Here is an 18,396-nt window from a genome sequence, read left to right on the forward strand (position 1 = left end):
GACCGGGGGAGATGGAGCGGGTCCGGCGCGAGCGCGTCGTGCGGATGTCGGTCGAGGTGCCGCTGTGGCGCGCGCTCGCCGCCTACCGGCTGCTGACGACGCTCTACACGATCGTCCTGTTCGGCTACGAGCGGCACCGGTACGAGCGGCTCTGGCTCGGTGTCGCCTACCTCGCCGTCCTGCTCGTCTGGACGGTGGCGACGCTGCCCCGGGTCTCCGGTGTGGCCCGCTGCACCCGCCCGTTCCTGGCCTGCGATCTGACCCTCGCGCTCGTCGGCATCCTCATCACCCCGCTCGCGGACCAGCAGGCCCGCGGGGCCGACGTGACGACCCTGCCGTCGATATGGACGGCGGGCGCCGTCCTCGCCTTCGCGCTCAAGGGCGGCTGGCGGCCGGCCCTCGCGGCCTCCACCCTGGTCGCCGTGGCCGACATCGTGGAGCGCGCGCATCCCAGCAAGGACACCCTGCACAACGTGGTGCTGGTGTGGATCGCCTCCATCGGCATCGGCTACGTGGTCGAGGTGGCGCGCGCCTCGGAGCGCACGCTCGCCCGGGCCCTGGAGATCGAGGCGGCGACGCGCGAGCGCGAGCGGCTCGCCCGGGACATCCACGACAGCGTCCTGCAGGTGCTCGCGATGGTGCAGCGGCGCGGCACCGCGCTCGGCGGCGAGGCCGCCGAACTGGGCAGGATGGCGGGCGAGCAGGAGATCGCCCTGCGGACACTGGTCACCAGCGGGCTGCTGCCCCCCGCGCCCCTGGCGCCGGGCGCGACGGAGACACCGGACGGAGCCGACGCCGGAGGTGCGTGGGCGACCCCGCGCGACCCCGGCCCGCCGGATCCGGCCGGGCCGGCCACCCGTACCGCCTCCCCTGCGGACGGCCAGGCCGAGAGCGCCGGCGGGGCGCCGCGGGCGCGGTCCGTACGCGGGGACGGCCGGGACCCGCGGCCGGACCGGGACGGCGGCGGCGGGAGCGACCTGCGGGCGCTCCTCGCGCGGTACGCGGGGGCGCGCGTGAGCCTCGCCGAGCCCGGCGCGCCCGTGCTGCTGCCCGCGGCGGCCGCCGCCGAGCTGGCCGCCGCTGTCGGTGCGGCGCTGGACAATGTCAGGCGGCACGCGGGCGCGGACGCCGGTGCCTGGATCCTCGTCGAGGACGAGCCGGGCCAGGTCATCGTGACCGTACGGGACGACGGCCCCGGCATCCCCGAGGGACGTCTCGCGCAGGCCGAGGGCGAGGGCAGACTCGGGGTCGCCCAGTCCATCCGCGGCCGGCTGGCGGACCTCGGCGGCGCCGCGGAGCTGATCTCCGTGCCAGGACAGGGCACGGAAGTGGAGTTGAAGGTTCCACGGCAGGCCGGGGACAAGTCCACACGGGGGAGAAGGACATGAGCACACAGGACGCGACGGCACCTGAGCAGGGCAGCGGGGCACCGGTCACGGTGATGGTCGTGGACGACCACCCGATGTGGCGGGACGCGGTGGCGCGCGACCTCGCCGAGGCCGGCTACGACGTGGTCGCGACGGCGGGCGAGGGCGCGCAGGCCGTCCGCAGGGCGCGTGCCGCCTGCCCCCAGGTGCTCGTCCTCGATCTGAACCTGCCGGGACTGCCGGGCGTGCAGGTGTGCAAGGAACTCGTCGGCACACTGCCCGGGCTGCGCGTCCTCGTCCTGTCGGCGAGCGGTGAACACGCGGACGTACTGGAGGCCGTGAAGTCCGGTGCCACGGGCTACCTGGTGAAGTCCGCGTCCACCGCGGAGCTGATCGAGGCCGTGCGCAGGACGGCCGTCGGCGACGCGGTCTTCACCCCGGGCCTCGCGGGCCTCGTCCTCGGCGAGTACCGCAGGCTGGCCGCCGGGCCGGGACCCGGCAGGCCCGACGAGCCGAGGGTGCCGCAGCTGACCGACCGCGAGACGGAGGTGCTGCGCCTCGTCGCCAAGGGCCTGTCGTACAAGCAGATCGCCGAGCGGCTGGTGATCTCCCACCGCACGGTGCAGAACCACGTGCAGAACACCCTCGGCAAGCTCCAGCTGCACAACCGGGTCGAGCTGGTGCGGTACGCGATCGAGCGCGGCCTCGACGACGACTGAGCGCCGCCCCCCGGGGGGCGTCCTTCGCCCTCCCGGCGCCACGGGGCGGTCCCCGGGAGCCCGTGCGACAGTGGCAGAGAGTGATCCGAGTCACGTCAGCCACGGTCGCCGGGCAGCCGGCGCACCCCACCGCCGGCGGAGGGAAGTCCCATGCGGGTCGGACTACTGACCGGAGGCGGCGACTGCCCCGGGCTGAACGCGGTCATCCGCGCTGTGGTGCGCAAGGGCGTGCAGGAGTACGGCTGCACCTTCACGGGGTTCCGGGACGGCTGGCGCGGCCCCCTCGAAGGCATCGGCCGCCCGCTCGACATCCCGGACGTACGGGGGATCCTGCCGCGCGGCGGCACCATCATCGGCGCCTCACGCACCAACCCGCTCAGCGCGGAGGACGGCGTGGCACGGATCCGGGAGCACCTGGCGGAGGCGGGGGTCGAGGCGCTGATCGTGGTCGGCGGCGAGGACACGCTCGGTGTCGCCGCCGAACTGGGCGCGCGGCACGGCATCCCGTGCGTCGGTGTGCCCAAGACCATCGACAACGACCTGTCCGGCACCGATTACACCTTCGGCTTCGACACGGCCGTGGGTGTCGCGACGGAGGCCGTGGACCGGCTGCACACCACCGCCGAATCACACACACGGGTCCTGGTGTGCGAGGTGATGGGGCGGCACTCGGGCTGGATCGCCCTGCACGCGGGTCTCGCGGGCGGCGCCAACGCGATCCTCGTCCCGGAGCGGCCCTTCGACGTCGAGGAGGTCTGCGGCTGGGTGAACTCGCGCTTCAGCTCCTCGGCGGCGCCGATCGTGGTGATCTCCGAGGGGGCGAAGCCGAAGGAGGGCCGGCTCGTCCTCAAGGACGGCTCGACCGACTCGTTCGGCCACGTGCGCCTGTCCGGGGTGGGCGAGTGGCTCGCCGGGGAGATCGAGGAACGCACCGGTTACGAGGCGCGTACGACGGTGCTCGGCCATGTGCAGCGGGGCGGGACCCCGAGCGCGTTCGACCGGTGGCTCGCCACCCGGTTCGGGCTGCACGCCATCGAGGCCGTGCGGGACGGCGACTTCGGGACGATGGTCGCGCTGCAGGGCACGGACATCGTGCGGATCCCGATCGCGGAGGCGGTGGCGACCCTGAAGACGGTGCCGGCGGCGCTGTACGAGGAGGCCGGGGTCTTCTTCGGCTGAGCCGCCCGCGACCCGCGCTGCGCCCCGCGCGCGGGCGGCAACCCCTGCGCGCGGGAGCGCGACTTCCGCCGTAGGGCGTCGGTCCCTAGCTGTCGGCGGCCAGCTTGGCCACGCGCGACTCGACGTCGTCGAAGTGCTCCAGGACCGCGCGGCGGGCCGCCTCCGTGTCGCCGGCCCGCAGCGCGCCGACGATGTCGGCGTGCCGGTGGACGAGGTCGCCGGGGTGTCCGACGGGGCGCAGGTCGGCCCGTACGGTCTGGAAGGCGTCCCAGAACAGCTCGATGAGCTGGGTGGCCAGCTCGTTGCCCAGCGGTTCGAACAGCATGAGGTGGAAGCGGCGGTCCGCGGCGGCGGTGTCCTGCCCGACGCCCTCCGGGGTCCCGCCGGCGGTGCTCCCGCCGTCCGGGGCGCCGGAGGCGGCCATCGCGGCGACCTCGGCGTCCAGCCGCTCGAAGAGCGCAGGGTCGGCCAGCTCCACGACGTCGCCGATCAGTCCGGATTCCAGCGCGCGGCGGACCGCGACCAGTTCGCGCAGCGCACCGGGGTTGCCCCGCACGGCCTGCCGGGTGCGAAAGAGCAGGCCGGGCCCCATGGTGGCGAGCGGGGCACTGCCGACGAAGGTTCCGTACCCGTGCCTGATGTCCACGATGCCGCGCGTGTGCAGGGCGCGCAGGGCCTCCCGCACGCTGTTGCGGCCGGCGCCGAGACGCTCGATGAGCTGGGTCTCCGCCGGCATGGCCTCGCCGGGGGCGAGGTCCAGCTCGAAGATCAGCTCGGTGATGCGGTCCTCAAGTTGCTGCCGGACTCCGTACGCCACGGTCACTCCTCGGCCTGATGGCGGGCCGGCCTCGACGCTCTTGCCTGCCCTCGCCGACGAGTGTAGCGTCGGCACGTATAGGACATCCCATGTCCCATGTCCTATGTCTGTTCGGGGGCGGCGAAAGAAAGGGCCCGAAAACCCACATGAGAAGTGAACCGGCCGTCGCAGGGGTCGTCACGGGAGTCATCCCACCGTTGTGCACACCGCTGACCGAGGAGCAGGAGCTCGATGTCCCGTCCCTGGAGCGACTGTGCGCCTTCCTCCTCGACGCGGGGGTGACCGGGCTGTTCGTCGGCGGATCGACCGGTGAACTCGCCTACCACACTGATGAGTTGCGGCTGCGGGTGCTGACCGTCGCGCGCGGGGTGGCGGCCGGTGCGGTCCCGGTGCTCGCCGGCGCCGTCGACCTGTCCACGAACCGGGTGATCGCCCAGGCGCGCGCGGCCGAAGCCGCGGGCGCTGACGCGGTGGTGGCGACGGTGCCGTTCTACTCGCCGACCCACCCGAGCGAGATGGTGGACCACTTCACGGCGGTCAGCCACGCGCTGAGCATCCCGCTGTGGGCGTACGACATCCCGGGCAACGTGCAGCGCAAGCTGCCCGCGGAGGTCACGGCGCACCTCGCGGGAGCGGGAGTGATCGCCGGGCTCAAGGACAGCAGCGGCGACCTCGACGCCCTGCGCACGGCCTTGGACCTGACGGCCGCCAACGGCGCACGTGCACGCGGCTTCTCGGTGCTCACCGGCTCGGAGGTCATGGCGGACATCGCGCTCGCCCTCGGCGCGGACGGCATCGTGCCGGGGCTCGGCAACGTCGACCCGCACGGCTATGTCGCGCTCCACGAGGCGGCCCGGCGGGGCGACACGAAGGAGGCGGCCCGTCAGCAGGAGCGGTTGCGGACGCTGTTCGCCATGGTGCGGGTGGGCGACACCACCCGGATCGGCGGATACGCGTCGGCGATCGGCGCGTTCAAGGAGGGGCTGCGGCAGCGGGACGTGATCGCCCACGCGACGACACCGCGCCCGATGGGCGCCCTGTCCGCCATCGAACGCGAGGCGGTCACGGCCCACTTGCGCACGGCGGGTCTGCTGTAACCGCCCCAGCTGCCGCGGGGCGCGGCCGTCGGGGGCCCAGCTGCCGCGGGGCGCGGCCGTCGGGGGCCCAGCTGCCGCGGGGCGCGGCCGTCGTCGGGGGCCCAGCCGTCGTGGGGCGCGGCCGTCGTGGGGCCGGGGCACGCCGCCCGGCCCCGCGAGGCTGTTTCCGTACGCCAGCGCCAGCGCCAGCGCCAGTGGCAGATCGGCGCGGGGCCGGCGACCGGCGACCGGCGGCCGGGCAGCCGCCCGCGGTCGGGCGGCGGACGCTTCGGCGCTCCGAGGTGCCTTCCGGGGTGCCCGGCCGGCGCCGGGCCGCACGGCGCCGGCCGGGCACCCCGCGGGGTCTCAGCCCGCCGCCCCCGCGCCCGCGCGGCGGGCGTGCGTCAGGAAGCGGGAGATCACGCCCACGCCGTCCCGGGTCAGCACCGACTCGGCGTGGAACTGCCACGACGCGAAGCCCGGGCCCCGCACCGCGTGCACCTCGCCCGTCGCCGCCTCCCGCGCCACCTCGATGCCGTGCGCGGCCAGCTCGCGCGCCGTCCCGTCGTCGCACCGGGCGGTGAAGCTGTTGTAGAACCCGACGGTCTCCCGCCGCCCGAACAGGCCGACCGTCACCTGCGCCCCCTGGTGCGGCTCCCGCTTGCGCACGACATCGAGGCCCAGCTCCGCCATCAGCAGCTCATGGCCGAGGCACACCCCGAGCAGTCCGCGCTTGCGGGCCGCGACCAGGTCCGCCGCGAGCCCCCGCATCACTCGGATCCTGGGGTCGCGCAGGTTCGTCGGGTCGCCGGGGCCGGGCCCCAGCATCACCGGTCCTTCATGGGCGAGGACCGCGGCCCGCAGCCCCGGTTCGTCGTGGCGGCGCACCGACACGCTCAGCCCGCAGGCGCGCAGCAGGTACGCCAGCATCGCCGTGAACGTGTCCTCGCCGTCCACCACGAGGACGTGCTCCCCGGTGGGCTGCGTCTCCTCGTCCGTCCGCATCCGCAGCCAGAACGGCGCGAGGTCCGCCCGCCGCGCGTCCAGTGCCGCCCGTACCCGGGGGTCCCGGGCCAGTGCCGCCCCGGCCGGCGCCCCCTCCGGGCGGGGCCGCGCCGGCTCCCGTACGCCCAGCGCGGTCAGCACCCCCGCGGCCTTGGCGTGCGTCTCGGCGACCTCGCTCGCCGGGTCCGAGTGGCGTACGAGGGTCGCGCCCACGCCGACCCGGAGTACGCCGGTGTCCGCGTCGATGTCGGCCGTACGGATCAGGATCGGCGAGTCCAGTGACTGGGCGCCGCCCGCGTCCCGGCCGAGCAGGGCCAGGGCGCCCGCGTAGTAGCCGCGCCCGCCGCGCTCGTAGCGCTCGATGACCCGGCAGGCGTTCTGCACCGGTGACCCGGTGACGGTCGCGGCGAACATCGTCTCCCGCAGCACCTCCCGCACATCCATGGTCGAACGCCCGCGCAGCTCGTACTCCGTATGGGCGAGATGTGCCATCTCCTTGAGCCGGGGGCCGACCACCACACCGCCCCGGTCGCCGACGGTGCACATCATCTTGAGTTCCTCGTCGACGACCATCGACAGCTCGTCGGTCTCCTTGCGGTCGCTGAGGAAGGCCAGCACGTCCTCGACCGTCGGCTCCGAGGGGCCCGGCGGGTAGCGGAAGGTGCCGCTGATCGGGTTCATCACGACTGTGCCGCCGCTCATCCGCACATGGACCTCGGGGCTCGCGCCCACCAGGGCCCGCCCGCCGTCGCCCGTGTGCACGACGAAGGTCCAGTACGCGCCCTGCTCGCCCACCAGCAGCCGCCGGAACAGCGCCAGCGCGTCCGCCCGTGCGAACCCGGCGACGCGCCCCTCGTAGGTGCGGCGGATGACGAAGTTCGCGCCCTCGCCGGTGCCGATCTCGTCGTCGATGACGCGCCGGACGGTGTCCGCGTACTCCTCGTCGGCGACGTCGAAGCCGCCGTCCTCGACCCGTACGGCACCGGCCGGCAGCGCGTCCAGCACGTCGGCGAGGGGCAGTTCCCAGGTCTGCTCGGCGAGCAGCACCGAGAGCGGCGTGGCGTCGTCGCGTACGTCGAACCCGCGCTCCCGGATCTGCCGGAACGGTACGAGCGCCAGCGAAGGACGCTCCCCGACCGGGAGGTCCGCGAGCCGGTCCACTTCCCGGACGGCGCCGACGAGCACCTCGACCACGTCCTCGGCGCGGCCCGGCGTACGGCGGCGCAGCAGGGCGAAGGGCGGTCCGCCGGCGGCCGTCAGCCGGCACAGCAGCGACCGGGCCGTCACCGCGGCGTCGGCCGGGACGGTAGACGGGACGGGAGAAGAAACGGAGCAGGGGGCGCCCGGAGCCGGTGCGGCGGGGGAGGGCGGAGGAACGGAGGGCAAAGTGCCGGTCATGGGGCGGGTGGTCCTTCCGGGTGGGAGAGGAGCGGCCCGCCTCACGGCTCCCGCGGCGCCTCGCGCCGACGGGTCCCCGTACACACGGAAGGCCGCCCTCGGGCGGCCTTCTCGATCCGTGCGATATGCGTCACGCGCGCGGAATCAGTGGGGTCGCCGGTCGATCCGGCCACCACCAGGACTGATTCGCGTGACAGAGCATGCGCGCAGCCTAGCCCACCCACCGGCCCCCGGCCCGGAGCGTCCGGAGCGTGCGAAAGCCGTTCCACAGTGTGAGCACCTTGCGTTATCCCGTTGCGTGACCGCGTAACCTGGGGCTGTGACAGTGAACGCTGAGAACCCCGCGACGCATGTGCCCACCTGGAAAGGTCTCCCCGCTGCGCAGCAGCCGGCGTATCCCGACCAGGAGGCCCTGCGCGCGGCCGTGGCCGAGCTGGAGTCCTGTCCGCCGCTCGTCTTCGCCGGCGAGTGCGACCTGCTGCGTTCGCGGATGGCGGCCGTCGCGAAGGGCGAGGCCTTCCTGCTCCAGGGCGGCGACTGCGCCGAGGCGTTCGACGGCGTCTCCGCCGAGCACATCCGCGCGAAGATCAAGACGCTGCTCCAGATGAGCGCGGTCCTCACCTACGCCGCCTCGGTCCCCGTGGTCAAGGTGGGCCGTATCGCCGGCCAGTACTCCAAGCCGCGCTCCAAGGACACCGAGACGCGCGACGGTGTCACGCTGCCGACCTACCGCGGCGACTCCGTCAACGGCTTCGCGTTCGACGAGGCGTCCCGCGTGCCCGACCCGGCGCGCCTGACGCGGATGTACCACGCGTCCGCCTCCACGCTGAACCTGGTGCGCGCCTTCACCACCGGCGGCTACGCCGACCTGCGCCAGGTGCACGCCTGGAACCAGGACTTCGTGAAGTCCTCGCCGGCCGGGCAGCGCTACGAGCAGCTCGCCCGCGAGATCGACAACGCCCTCAACTTCATGAAGGCGTGCGGTACGGACCCGGCCGAGTTCAAGTCCGTGGAGTTCTACTCCTCGCACGAGGCGCTTCTGCTCGACTACGAATCGGCGCTGACCCGCACCGACTCGCGCACGGGGAACCTGTACAACACGTCGGCCCACCTGGTGTGGATCGGTGAGCGCACCCGCCAGCTCGACGGCGCGCACATCGAGTTCGCGTCCCGGATCCGCAACCCGCTCGGCATCAAGCTCGGCCCCAGCACCACGGTGGACGAGGCCCTCGCCTACGTCGACAAGCTGGACCCCGACCGCGAGCCCGGCCGCCTCACCTTCGTGGTGCGGATGGGCGCCGACAAGGTCCGGGACAAGCTCCCCGAGCTGGTCGAGAAGGTCACGGCCTCCGGCGCGAGCGTCGCGTGGGTGACGGACCCGATGCACGGCAACACCTTCGAGGCGGCCTCCGGGCACAAGACGCGCCGGTTCGACGACGTCCTCGACGAGGTCAAGGGCTTCTTCGAGGTCCACAAGGGCCTCGGCACCCACCCCGGCGGCATCCACGTCGAACTCACCGGGGACGACGTCACCGAGTGCGTCGGCGGCGGCGACGAGATCTTCGTCGACGATCTGCACCAGCGCTACGAGACGGCCTGCGACCCCCGGCTCAACCGCAGCCAGTCGCTCGACCTGGCGTTTTTGGTGGCCGAGATGTACCGCGACCAGTAGCCGCCGCACCGGTCGGCCCCCGGGTGACCCGGGGGTCCGCCGCGCGCGAGAACCGACGACGGATGGGGCACGGATCACCGCTTGTGATCCGTGCCCCATCACTCGCACGGGGGTTCTCCGGAGGTGCGGCCCTGGGTAAGGTTAGGTTAGCCTCACCGATACGTCGGGACGGCGTTCCGAGTCCGGCCCCCGGGGAGGTGAACCGCGTGTACGTATGCTCCTGCTTCGGCATCACGGAGTCACAGGTCAAACAGCACGCGGCGGCGGGCGCCTGCACGCCCCGCCAGATCGCCTCCCGGTGCAAGGCCGGTACGGACTGCGGCGGCTGTGTACGCCGCATCCAGTCGATACTCGGCCGTGGTACGTGTCCCAGCCGCCAGCTGCTCGACGGGCGCACGGACGTGCCGGCCGAGGCCGAGGCTCCCGCCATGCCCGGTGAGCCGGCTCCCCGCCCGCCCGCGCTGAACCCGTCCGAGCCGTTCGCCCCGTCCGAGCCGTTCGCCCCGGCAGAGCCGTTCGCGCCGAGTGAGCCCTTCGCGCCCGCGCCCGTGGCGACCGGGACGAGGGTGCGGTTCCCGTACGCGGCCTAGGACGCCGTACGACCGTTCCCGCTCCCGTGCCCCTGCCCCTGCCCCTGCCGTGAACCGGTAGCACCGCCGGACGAGTCGCGGTGGGCCGCGTCGCACCCGTCAGCTGTCGCCGTCGCCCTCCGGCTGCTCGATCTGCTGGGCGATGTACAGCCCCTCGCCGAGCTTCTCGATCAGCGCGAGCTGAGTGTCGAGATAGTCGATGTGGTGCTCCTCGTCCTCCAGGATCGACTCGAAGAGACGCTTGGACGTGAAGTCGTTCTTCGCGTGCATCACATCGATACCGCGCTTGAGCCGGTCGATGGCCTCCACTTCGACCTGCCGGTCCGCCTCGAACATCTCCGTCGCGCTCTGGCCGACCCGCACGTGGAAGAGCCGCTGGTAGTTCGGCAGGCCGTCCAGCAGCAGAATCCGGTCGGTCAGCAGCTCCGCGTGGCGCATCTCGTCGAAGGATTCCGCGCGGGTGTTCTTGGCGAGCTTCGTCCAGCCGAAGTTCTCCTGCATCTTCGCGTGCAGGAAGTACTGGTTGATCGCGGTGAGCTCGGCGGTCAGCTGCTCGTTCAAGAACTCAAGGACCTCGGGGTCGCCCTGCATGGCAGCGGCTCCTTCCAACGATGTGGCGATGGACGCGTGGCGCGTGGCAGACATGTGCCCTGTGAGACTGCGCGCAGTCTCGCATCGCCATGGGGGGCCGTCCAGTAAGGACGTCCTTGGTATGAATTGGGTGGATATGCGTTCAGCCTGGTCATGACCACCCCTCCCGGTCTGTCACCATGTAAAGCATGGGTCAGGACCAGAGCGAGGGGCATCGGATACCGGAGGAGTCCCCCCTGCCGCCGGGACAGCGCCTCCAGCGCGGCTGGCCCGTCACCCATTACGGACCGGTCCCGAAGTTCAAACCCGACCGCTGGGAATTCCGGGTATTCGGCGCGACCTCCGATGCGGACAAGCACTGCTGGAATCACGAGGAATTCACGTCCCTGCCCTTCTCCACGGTCGTGGCGGACGTCCACTGCGTCACGAAATTCAGCATGCTCGGCGCCGAATGGGGAGGCGTCCACGCGAAAACGGTCCTCGACCTCGCACCGCCCGCCGCCTCGGTGACCCACGTGATGGTCTGGGCCGAGTACGGCTACAGCGCCAACCTACGGCTGGCGGACTTCGCCGGGGACCGTACGATCTTCGCCACGCACCGTGACGGCGAACTTCTCACGGCGGAGCACGGCTTCCCGCTGCGGCTGGTCGTGCCGCATCTCTACGCCTGGAAGGGGCCCAAATGGGTCAGGGGCGTGGAGTACATGACGGCGGACCGGCGGGGCTTCTGGGAGGAGCGGGGCTACCACAACGTGGCGGACCCGTGGACCGAGCAGCGCTACACCTACCAGGAGGAACCGGGCGAGGGCCCCGAGCTGTAGGGGCGGTGCGGCGAGGCAGCGCGCGGCCGGGACGGTAGCCGGACCGGTTCACCGCGCGTATGGCGTGGGGGGTGCGGGGTCCGGGGTCCTGCGAGCTTCACCCCGTACGGCCCCCGCCCGCCTCAGGGCGGCCCCGGTTCCGGCTCCCGGTCCTTCCCGGGTCAGGCGTCGCGCAGCTTCTTCAGGCGGGTGACGTCGTCCGTGTGCCCGTCCCTGCCGCCGGGGGTCTCGGTCACCAGCGCTACGCCCCGCGTCGCCGGGTGGTGGAACAGCGCCTCGAAGGGTGCCTCGCCGATGTGGCCGGCGCCGATGTTCTCGTGGCGGTCCTTGTGCGCCCCCACCACGTCCTTCGAGTCGTTGGCGTGGATGAGGCCGAGCCGTCCGGGGCCCACCGTCTCCACCAGCAGATCCAGTGTCTGACGCATGCCGTGCTCACCCGCGAGGTCGTGGCCCGCGGCGAAGACGTGGCAGGTGTCCAGGCACACGCCGAGCTTCGGATGGGCCTCCAGGGCCTCGAAGTACGGGCCGAGATCCCAGATCCGGGAGCACAGCGAGAAGCCCTGGCCCGCGGTCGGCTCCAGCAGGACGGGCGGGTCGTCGTCATGCGTCAGTTCGTCCAGCAGCGGCAGCAGCAGTTCCCGTACCTGCGCGAGCGCGGTCGCGCGGTCCCGGCCGCCGGTCGCGGACCCCGTGTGCACCACCACGCCCCGCGCCCCGATGGCCCGGCCGCGCCGCAGGCTGTGCCGCATGGACTCCACGGACCGCTCCGCCGTGGCCTCGGTGTGCGAGCCGAAGTTGATGAGATAGGGCGCGTGCACGTAGGCGGGCAGGTCCGCCGCCGCGCACCCGGCCCGGAACAGTTCGTCCTGGGCCGGGTTGCCGGCCGGCGTCGCCCAGCCCCTCGGGTTGGCGACGAAGACCTGGACGCTCTCGGCGCCGAGGTCGCGGGCGTAGCCGAGACCGGTGGTCGCGAGTCCGCCGGCCACGGGCACATGGGCGCCGACTGGATTGCGCATGGTGGCGGGGGCCGTCCTTGTCATCGGGGGTGCCGGCTGTTCACGACGGCGCGGGTGCCGGCGGTGCCGCGTGCCCCGCCGCCGTCTCCCGCTCTCACAGGCCGTCGGTCTTGATCGTGATCGTGCTGCCCTCGGGCGCCTTGTCGCCGCCGTCCACGGACTGCTCCGTGATCGTGTCGTCGATGAACGGGAAGCTGTGCTTCACCTTCACCGTGAACCCGGCGTCCTCCAGCCGCGTCCGCGCGTCGTCGGCGGACCGGCCCGTGACGTCGGGCACCGCGACCATCTTCGGGCCCTTCGACACGGTCAGGGTGACCGTGTCGCCCTTGGCCAGCTGCCCGCCCTCGCCCGGTGACTGACGGGCCACCGTGCCCGCGTCCTCGTCGGACTGCACGCGCTGCGGTGTGACCTTCGCCTTCAGGCCCGCGTCGTCGAGGTCGGACGTCGCGTCGTCGACGTCCTCGCCCGTCACGTCGGGCACGTCGACGGCGCTGCCCTTGCTCACCGTGAGCGCGACCGCCTTGTCGGGGCGCACCCGCTCGCCCGCGCCCGGGTCCGAGGAGATGACGGCGCCCCGGTCGGTGCCGTCGTCGAAGGCCGAGGTGACCAGCCCCGCCGACAGGCCCGCCTTGGTGAGTGCCGCCTTGGCGTCGGCCAGCGGCAGGCCGGCGAGGCCGGGAACCTGCACGATCTTGGGGCCGCGCGAGATGGTCAGCGTCACCGGGCCGTCGCCCCGGATCTTGGTCTCGGGGGCCGGATCGCTCCGCATGACCGTGCCCCGGTTGAAGGCGTCGCTGTAGCCGTGGTCGAAGCGTGCGTCCAGGCCCGCGTCGGAGAGGCGCTTCTTCGCCGCCTGCTCGCTCTGCCCGAGCAGCGGCGGTACCCGCGTGAACTGGCCCGAGTTGATGTACCAGACCCCCGCGCCGACGAGCACCACGACGAGCGCGGTCACCACGGCGACGACGCCGCGACGCCGGCGTGGGCCCCGGCCGCCGTGGCGTGCCGGGGGACCCGCCGCGGCCGGCGGTGCGGGCGGCAGGTCGAGGCGGCTGGTCCTCGCGACCCGGCCGGTGTCCGCGCCGGCGGGGGCCGTGCGCGGGATCACGCTCGTACGGTTCTCAGAGCCGGACGCACCGCTCACGGTGCGCGCGGCGGGTGGCACGGCGTCCAGTTGGGCGTCGCTGAGGGCCGCCCGTGCGGCGCGTACGAGCGCGAGCAGCGCCACCGCGTCGCCCGGCCGGACCCGGGGGTCGCGCGCGGTCGCCGCGGCCACGAGCGCGTCGAGTTCGCGGGCGAGGCCCGGCACGGCCGCGGACGGCCGCGGGACGTCCTCGTTCAGGTGCTGGTAGAGGACCTGCGCGGGAGTCTCGCCGCCGTGCGGCTTGCGGCCGGTCAGCATCTCGTAGAGCACGACGCCGCACGCGTACACGTCGACGCCGGCCCCCGCGCCCGCGGCGGCGTCCTCCAGCTGCTCGGGTGCGAGGTACGACACCGTGCCGAGCACGGCGCCGGTGGTGGTCGTGACGTCGCCGACCGTACGGACGAGACCGAAGTCGGCGACCTTGACCCGCCCGTCGTCCCCTATCAGGACGTTCTCCGGCTTCATGTCCCGGTGCACGAACCCGGCGCGGTGCGCCGCGCCGAGCGCGGCCAGCACCGGTTCCACGATGTCCAGGGCCGCCCGGGGCTGCAGTGCGCCGCGTTCGCGCAGCACGTCACGCAACGTACAGCCGGCGACGTACTCCATCGCCAGGTACACGTACGCGCCCTGGGCGCCCTGGTCGAAGACCGCGACCACATTGGGGTGCGCCAGGCCCGCGACGGACTTGGCCTCCCGGATGAAGCGCTCCACGAAACCGGCGTCGGTGGCGAGCGAGGGATGTATCACCTTGAGCGCGAGCACCCGGTCGAGGCGGGTGTCCAGGGCCCGGTAGACCGTGGCCATCCCGCCGACCGCGATGCGCGCGTCGACGCGGTACCTGCCGTCGACCACGTGCCCGACGATCGGGTCATTGAGGGTCGTATCCACGCGGCGAGTCTACGTTCCGGCCGGGTGGAAGGCCCTGCCCGCCGGTGGGCCTGCAGCAGAGCTGTAACGCTGCGAACAGCCCGGATGCCCCGCGCCCGGGCCGCCGACGGGTGCGGTCCTGCCCCCGGAAGGGGTGCTGTCCCGCCTCAGAAGGCGGGGCGTTCCGGGTCCAGACTCGCGCGGCCCGCCTCCGGGGAGGACGCCTCCGCGTGGTGGCGGCGGGGGATGCGCCCGGCGCGGCGGGCGAGGCGGCCCGCCTGAACGCCGTGCCGCATCGCCTCGGCCATCAGGACCGGTGACTGCGCCCGGGTCACCGCCGAGGCGAGCATCACCGCCTCGCACCCCAGCTCCATCGCGAACGCCGCGTCCGAGGCGGTTCCCGCGCCCGCGTCGAGGATCACCGGAACGCCCGCCCGCTCGACGATCAGGCTGAAGTTGTGCGGGTTGCGGATGCCGAGGCCCGAGCCGATGGGGGAGCCGAGCGGCATCACGGCCGCGCAGCCGACATCCTCCAGTTTCCGCGCGAGCACCGGGTCGTCGTTCGTGTACGGCAGCACGGTGAAGCCGTCGTCGACGAGGGTCTCCGCCGCGTCCAGCGTCTCGACCGGGTCGGGCAGCAGCGTCCGTTCGTCCGCCACGACCTCCAGTTTCACCCAGTCGGTGCCGAGCGCCTCCCGGGCGAGGCGGGCCGTCAGCACGGCCTCGCCGGCCGTGAAGCACCCCGCCGTGTTGGGCAGCGGACGGACGCCGAGCCGGCTGAGCACCGACAGCACCGAACCCTGCACGCCGGGGTCGAGCCGGCGCATGGCCACGGTGGTCAGCTGTGTGCCCGACGCGACCAGGGACCGTTCCAGCACGTCGAGACTGGGCGCACCGCCCGTTCCCATGATCAGTCGGGACGTGAACGTCACGTCCGCGATGGTGAGTGGATCGTCCGCCATCCCCGTCAGCCTCCTTGTACGGCGGTGAGGACTTCCACCCGGTCGCCGTCGCCGAGCCGCGTCCGGGGCCAGCTGCCCCGGGGCACCACCGTCTCGTTGAGCGCCGCCGCGACGCCCGAATGCGCCGTTGTCAGCGTTGCGATCAGCTCGTCCAGCGTCGTGGCGGCCGCGACCTCACGCGGCTCGCCGTTCACCGACACGCGCACCACGCGTGCCGCCGTGTCGTCGCTCATGCGAGCAGCCCCTCTCGTACGGACATCTCGGTCCGGTGCGTCCCCTCGGGCGACGAGCCGGCGGGACGCGGCGAACCCGTGAACCGCTCCGGTGTGAACGGCCGTGCGACCTCGGGCAGTTCGCCCGTCGTCAAGGCCTCGGCCAGCGCGTCCCCGGTCACCGGGGTCAGCAGTACGCCGTTGCGGAAGTGCCCGGTCGCCAGGTGCAACCCGGGCAGGGCGGTGGGGCCGAGCAGCGGCGCGTTGTCCGGCGAGCCCGGCCGCAGTCCGGCGCGGGTCTCGGTGAGCGGCAACTCCGTGATGCCGGGGACGAGTTCGTGGGCGTCCCGCAGCAACTCGTACACACCGCCCGCCGTGACCGTGGTGTCCCAGCCGAGCTCCTCGCTCGTCGCGCCCACCACCAGTTCGCCGTTCTCGCGCGGTACCAGGTACACGTGCCCGCCGCGCACCACCGCCCGTACCGTGCGGGAGAGGAACGGCGCGTACGCACGCGGCACGGTCAGCCGCAGTACCTGGCCCTTCACCGGCCGTACCGGCGGCAGCACCTCGTCCGGTACGCCCGCGAGCCTGCCACTCAGGCTGCCCCCGGCGAGCACGACCTGGCCGGCGCCGAGCGCCGATCCGTCCGCGAGCTCCGCGCCGGTGGCCCGGTCCCCGACGACGGTCAGCCGCCGGGCCCAGGTGCGGTGCAGTGCCACGCCCGCGCGCTCGCACGCCACCACCAGCGCGGCGGCCAGCCTGCGTGGATCTATCTGGTGGTCGCCGTCCACGCGCAGACCGCCCCGGACGCCCGGCGCGAGCATCGGTTCGAGCCGACGGCAGTCGCGGCCGCCGAGCCATTCGGAGGTGAGGCCGCACTTCTGCTGGAACGCGTGCAGTTCGCGCAGGTGGGCGCGGTCGTCACTGTCCAGCGCCACGGCGAGCGTGCCGCAGGCCCGGTAGCCGGTGTCCCGGCCGCTCGCCTCCTCCAGCTCCGCCACGAACCGTGGATAGCGGCGCGCGGAGGCGAGGTTGAGGCCGAGCAGTGTCTCCTCGCCGTAGTGCAGTTCGGTGACGGCGGCCAGCATGCCAGCCGCGACCTGCGCGGCCCCGCCGCCCGGCTCCGGGTCGACGACGGCGGTCCGCAGGCCGCGCTGCGCGGCGCGCCACGCGGTGACGAGGCCGATGATCCCGCCGCCGATCACCAGGACGTCGTACCCGCCGGCCCCCGCGGGCGCGGAGCCCGGCGAAGCGGAGGGTGCCGCCGACCCGCCGGACGCGCCGGACACGGGAGAGACGCCGGAGGCGCCGGAGGCGGGGGAGGCGTCGGCCGCACCGGACGTCGGGGACGCAGCAGACGTCGGGGACGCGGAGGACGCACCGGAGGCCGGGGACGCGGCGGTCGGTGTCCCGTGCGTGTCGGATGAGTTGGATATGTCAGAAGGCTGCACGGTCGTCAGCCCCTCCCTTCGCCGGCATGACCCGGATCAGGTTCGTACGGTCGGAGGCCGCCCAGCCTCCCTCTCAGCCCGGTCCGTCCGGGCTCCCGCGAGGTTTCCCGGGCAAGCCTAGACCCTGTCATGCCGTCCTGTAACACGGCCCGGGGCGGTGGGGATCTATGGTGATCGCGTGAGCGAGGATCAGAGAGTCGTGATCGTCGGTGCGGGCATGGCCGGTGTGCGGACCGCGGTGGCGCTGCGCGAGAGCGGCCACGCGGGGCCCGTCGTCGTCGTGGGCGCGGAACGGCATCCCCCCTACGACCGGCCTCCGCTGTCCAAGGCCCTGCTCCTGGGCCAGGCCGAGAGCTCCGCCTTCGACATCGACTTCGCCGCACTCGACGTGCAACTGCGGCTGGGCCTCGCCGCGACCCGGCTGCGGCCGGACGAGCGCGAGATCGACACGGCCGAAGGGCCCATCGCCTACGACGCGCTGGTCCTCGCCTGCGGCGCGCGACCACTGACCCTGCCCGGTACGGAGGGCCTGCCCGGCGTGCACGTCCTGCGCACGCTGGACGACGTGGAGCGACTGCGGCCCGTACTGGAAGCGCAGCACGAGATCGCCATCGTCGGCGCCGGCTGGATCGGCGCGGAGTTCACGACCGCGGCGCGCGCCGCGGGCTGCGCCGTCACCGTCCTGGAGGCCGCCGACCTGCCGCTCGCGGGAGCGCTCCCCGCCGAGATCACCGCGCCGATGGCCGCCTGGTACGAGGAGAGCGGCGCCACGCTCCTCACGGGCACGCGCGTCGAACACGTCGAAGAGGGCGCGGTCGTCCTCACGGACGGCCGGCGGATCGCGGCGGGCGCCGTCCTCGTCGGTATCGGTGCCCGGCCCGCGACATCCTGGCTGGCCGGCTCGGGCGTCGCACTGGACTCCGACGCGGCCGTCCGCGCCGACGCCTGGCTGCGCACCTCGCTGCCCGACGTCTACGCCGTCGGCGACTGCGCGTCCTTCCCCTCGGCGCGCTACGGCGAGCGGCTGCTCGTGCACCACTGGGACAACGCCCTCCAGGGCCCGGTCACCGTCGCCGGCCGCATCACGGGCGCCACGCGGGAGCCGTACGATCCGGTGCCGTACTTCTGGTCCGAGCAGTTCGGGCGCTTCGTGCAGTACGCGGGCCATCACACGGGCGCCGACCGGCTCGTCGCGCGCGGCGACCGCGCCGGCGCGGCCTGGTCCGCCGTGTGGCTGCGGGACGGGGTCCTCGTCGCGCTCCTCGCCGTCGGCAGGCCCCGCGACCTGGCGCAGGGCCGCAAACTGATCGAGTCGGGCGCCCGGCTCGACCCGGAGCGGGCCGCCGATCCGGCCGTACCACTGAGGAAATCGGTGCTCTGAACGTCCTCTGAACGTCCTCGGAACGTCTTTCGGGCATCCTCCGGCCATCCTCCTGGGGGCGCCAGGAGGATCCTCCGAGCATCCCCCGAAGGCCCCACGAGCGGACTTCCCAGGTTTTTTCCGCGGTGCGG

At 73.4% G+C, this 18,396-nt stretch carries 16 protein-coding genes and 1 riboswitch; of the genes, 8 read left to right on the forward strand and 8 right to left on the reverse strand.

The genetic code is table 11. From position 1 onward, the window contains the following. Positions 1–11 precede the first annotated feature (11 nt). From macS to OG310_RS25980, 3 genes are all read left to right on the forward strand, one after another. Entirely contained in the window at positions 12–1,388 is a 1,377-nt protein-coding gene (gene macS / locus OG310_RS25970) for a MacS family sensor histidine kinase (protein WP_329458270.1), read from the forward strand. Further along, entirely contained in the window at positions 1,385–2,086 is a 702-nt protein-coding gene (locus tag OG310_RS25975) for a response regulator transcription factor (protein WP_329458271.1), read from the forward strand. The genes macS and OG310_RS25975 overlap by 4 nt, the downstream gene beginning before the upstream one ends. Positions 2,087–2,236: 150 nt before the next feature. Further along, a complete protein-coding gene (locus tag OG310_RS25980) occupies positions 2,237–3,265 on the forward strand; it encodes a 6-phosphofructokinase (RefSeq protein ID WP_329458272.1) in 1,029 nt (342 codons plus the stop codon). Positions 3,266–3,350: 85 nt separating this feature from the next. On the opposite strand, the gene OG310_RS25985 is transcribed toward OG310_RS25980, so the two are convergent. Beyond that, positions 3,351–4,082 carry a FadR/GntR family transcriptional regulator gene (locus tag OG310_RS25985; RefSeq protein ID WP_329458273.1) on the reverse strand — a complete coding sequence of 244 codons (732 nt, stop codon included), beginning with the start codon at positions 4,080–4,082 and terminating at the stop codon, positions 3,351–3,353. A 146-nt stretch (positions 4,083–4,228) separates the two neighbouring features. Between OG310_RS25985 and OG310_RS25990 the strand changes: the two genes are divergently transcribed. Further along, entirely contained in the window at positions 4,229–5,179 is a 951-nt protein-coding gene (locus OG310_RS25990; RefSeq protein ID WP_329458274.1) for a dihydrodipicolinate synthase family protein, read from the forward strand. 345 nt (positions 5,180–5,524) lie between these two features. Here the strand turns inward: OG310_RS25990 and OG310_RS25995 are convergent, their stop codons facing one another. After that, positions 5,525–7,561 carry an anthranilate synthase family protein gene (locus tag OG310_RS25995; RefSeq protein ID WP_329458275.1) on the reverse strand — a complete coding sequence of 679 codons (2,037 nt, stop codon included), beginning with the start codon at positions 7,559–7,561 and terminating at the stop codon, positions 5,525–5,527. 319 nt (positions 7,562–7,880) lie between these two features. On the opposite strand from OG310_RS25995, the gene OG310_RS26000 reads away from it, so the two are divergent. Together OG310_RS26000 and OG310_RS26005 are read left to right on the forward strand one after the other, a co-directional pair. Then, the gene (locus OG310_RS26000) at positions 7,881–9,233 is read left to right on the forward strand and encodes a class II 3-deoxy-7-phosphoheptulonate synthase (RefSeq protein WP_329458276.1); all 1,353 of its coding nucleotides are present in this window, start codon (positions 7,881–7,883) and stop codon (positions 9,231–9,233) included. Between the two features lie 206 nt (positions 9,234–9,439). Further along, entirely contained in the window at positions 9,440–9,823 is a 384-nt protein-coding gene (locus OG310_RS26005; RefSeq protein ID WP_329458277.1) for a (2Fe-2S)-binding protein, read from the forward strand. A gap of 99 nt (positions 9,824–9,922) precedes the next feature. Here OG310_RS26005 and bfr read toward each other — a convergent pair whose 3' ends face one another. After that, on the reverse strand, positions 9,923–10,414 hold the full coding sequence (gene bfr, locus OG310_RS26010; RefSeq protein ID WP_329458278.1) for a bacterioferritin: 492 nt from the start codon (positions 10,412–10,414) through the stop codon (positions 9,923–9,925). A 188-nt stretch (positions 10,415–10,602) separates the two neighbouring features. On the opposite strand from bfr, the gene OG310_RS26015 reads away from it, so the two are divergent. Then, entirely contained in the window at positions 10,603–11,235 is a 633-nt protein-coding gene (locus tag OG310_RS26015; RefSeq protein ID WP_329458279.1) for a sulfite oxidase-like oxidoreductase, read from the forward strand. Between the two features lie 161 nt (positions 11,236–11,396). Here OG310_RS26015 and OG310_RS26020 read toward each other — a convergent pair whose 3' ends face one another. From OG310_RS26020 to thiO, 5 genes are all read right to left on the reverse strand, one after another. Continuing rightward, complete coding sequence (locus OG310_RS26020) at positions 11,397–12,275, reverse strand: deoxyribonuclease IV (protein WP_443078732.1); 879 nt, start codon at positions 12,273–12,275, stop codon at positions 11,397–11,399. Positions 12,276–12,345: 70 nt separating this feature from the next. Then, complete coding sequence (pknB, locus tag OG310_RS26025; protein WP_329458281.1) at positions 12,346–14,280, reverse strand: Stk1 family PASTA domain-containing Ser/Thr kinase; 1,935 nt, start codon at positions 14,278–14,280, stop codon at positions 12,346–12,348. A 146-nt stretch (positions 14,281–14,426) separates the two neighbouring features. Beyond that, positions 14,427–15,221: a thiazole synthase gene (locus OG310_RS26030; RefSeq protein ID WP_329458282.1), complete on the reverse strand. Its 795-nt coding sequence runs from the start codon at positions 15,219–15,221 to the stop codon at positions 14,427–14,429. A 5-nt stretch (positions 15,222–15,226) separates the two neighbouring features. Continuing rightward, on the reverse strand, positions 15,227–15,454 hold the full coding sequence (thiS, locus tag OG310_RS26035) for a sulfur carrier protein ThiS (protein ID WP_329458283.1): 228 nt from the start codon (positions 15,452–15,454) through the stop codon (positions 15,227–15,229). Continuing rightward, a complete protein-coding gene (gene thiO, locus OG310_RS26040; protein WP_329460389.1) occupies positions 15,451–16,641 on the reverse strand; it encodes a glycine oxidase ThiO in 1,191 nt (396 codons plus the stop codon). The genes thiS and thiO overlap by 4 nt, the downstream gene beginning before the upstream one ends. 239 nt (positions 16,642–16,880) lie before the next feature. Next, positions 16,881–16,993: riboswitch (TPP riboswitch) on the reverse strand. A gap of 69 nt (positions 16,994–17,062) precedes the next feature. Here thiO and OG310_RS26045 point away from each other — a divergent pair. Next, on the forward strand, positions 17,063–18,265 hold the full coding sequence (locus OG310_RS26045) for an NAD(P)/FAD-dependent oxidoreductase (protein ID WP_329458284.1): 1,203 nt from the start codon (positions 17,063–17,065) through the stop codon (positions 18,263–18,265). The last annotated feature ends 131 nt before the right edge of the window (positions 18,266–18,396 follow it).

Origin of the sequence: Streptomyces sp. NBC_01497, assembly GCF_036250695.1 — a bacterium.
Classification (GTDB): domain Bacteria; phylum Actinomycetota; class Actinomycetes; order Streptomycetales; family Streptomycetaceae; genus Streptomyces.

What these genes read in the sequence shown, in the direction of transcription:
- macS (WP_329458270.1), top strand. Translation starts at nt 12, where the DNA reads ATGGAGCGGGTCCGGCGCGAGCGCGTCGTGCGGATGTCGGTCGAGGTG.
- OG310_RS25975 (WP_329458271.1), top strand. Translation starts at nt 1,385, where the DNA reads ATGAGCACACAGGACGCGACGGCACCTGAGCAGGGCAGCGGGGCACCG.
- OG310_RS25980 (WP_329458272.1), top strand. Translation starts at nt 2,237, where the DNA reads ATGCGGGTCGGACTACTGACCGGAGGCGGCGACTGCCCCGGGCTGAAC.
- OG310_RS25990 (WP_329458274.1), top strand. Translation starts at nt 4,229, where the DNA reads ATGAGAAGTGAACCGGCCGTCGCAGGGGTCGTCACGGGAGTCATCCCA.
- OG310_RS25995 (WP_329458275.1), bottom strand. Translation starts at nt 7,561, where the DNA reads ATGACCGGCACTTTGCCCTCCGTTCCTCCGCCCTCCCCCGCCGCACCG.
- bfr (WP_329458278.1), bottom strand. Translation starts at nt 10,414, where the DNA reads ATGCAGGGCGACCCCGAGGTCCTTGAGTTCTTGAACGAGCAGCTGACC.
- OG310_RS26015 (WP_329458279.1), top strand. Translation starts at nt 10,603, where the DNA reads ATGGGTCAGGACCAGAGCGAGGGGCATCGGATACCGGAGGAGTCCCCC.
- OG310_RS26020 (WP_443078732.1), bottom strand. Translation starts at nt 12,275, where the DNA reads ATGACAAGGACGGCCCCCGCCACCATGCGCAATCCAGTCGGCGCCCAT.
- OG310_RS26030 (WP_329458282.1), bottom strand. Translation starts at nt 15,221, where the DNA reads ATGGCGGACGATCCACTCACCATCGCGGACGTGACGTTCACGTCCCGA.
- thiS (WP_329458283.1), bottom strand. Translation starts at nt 15,454, where the DNA reads ATGAGCGACGACACGGCGGCACGCGTGGTGCGCGTGTCGGTGAACGGC.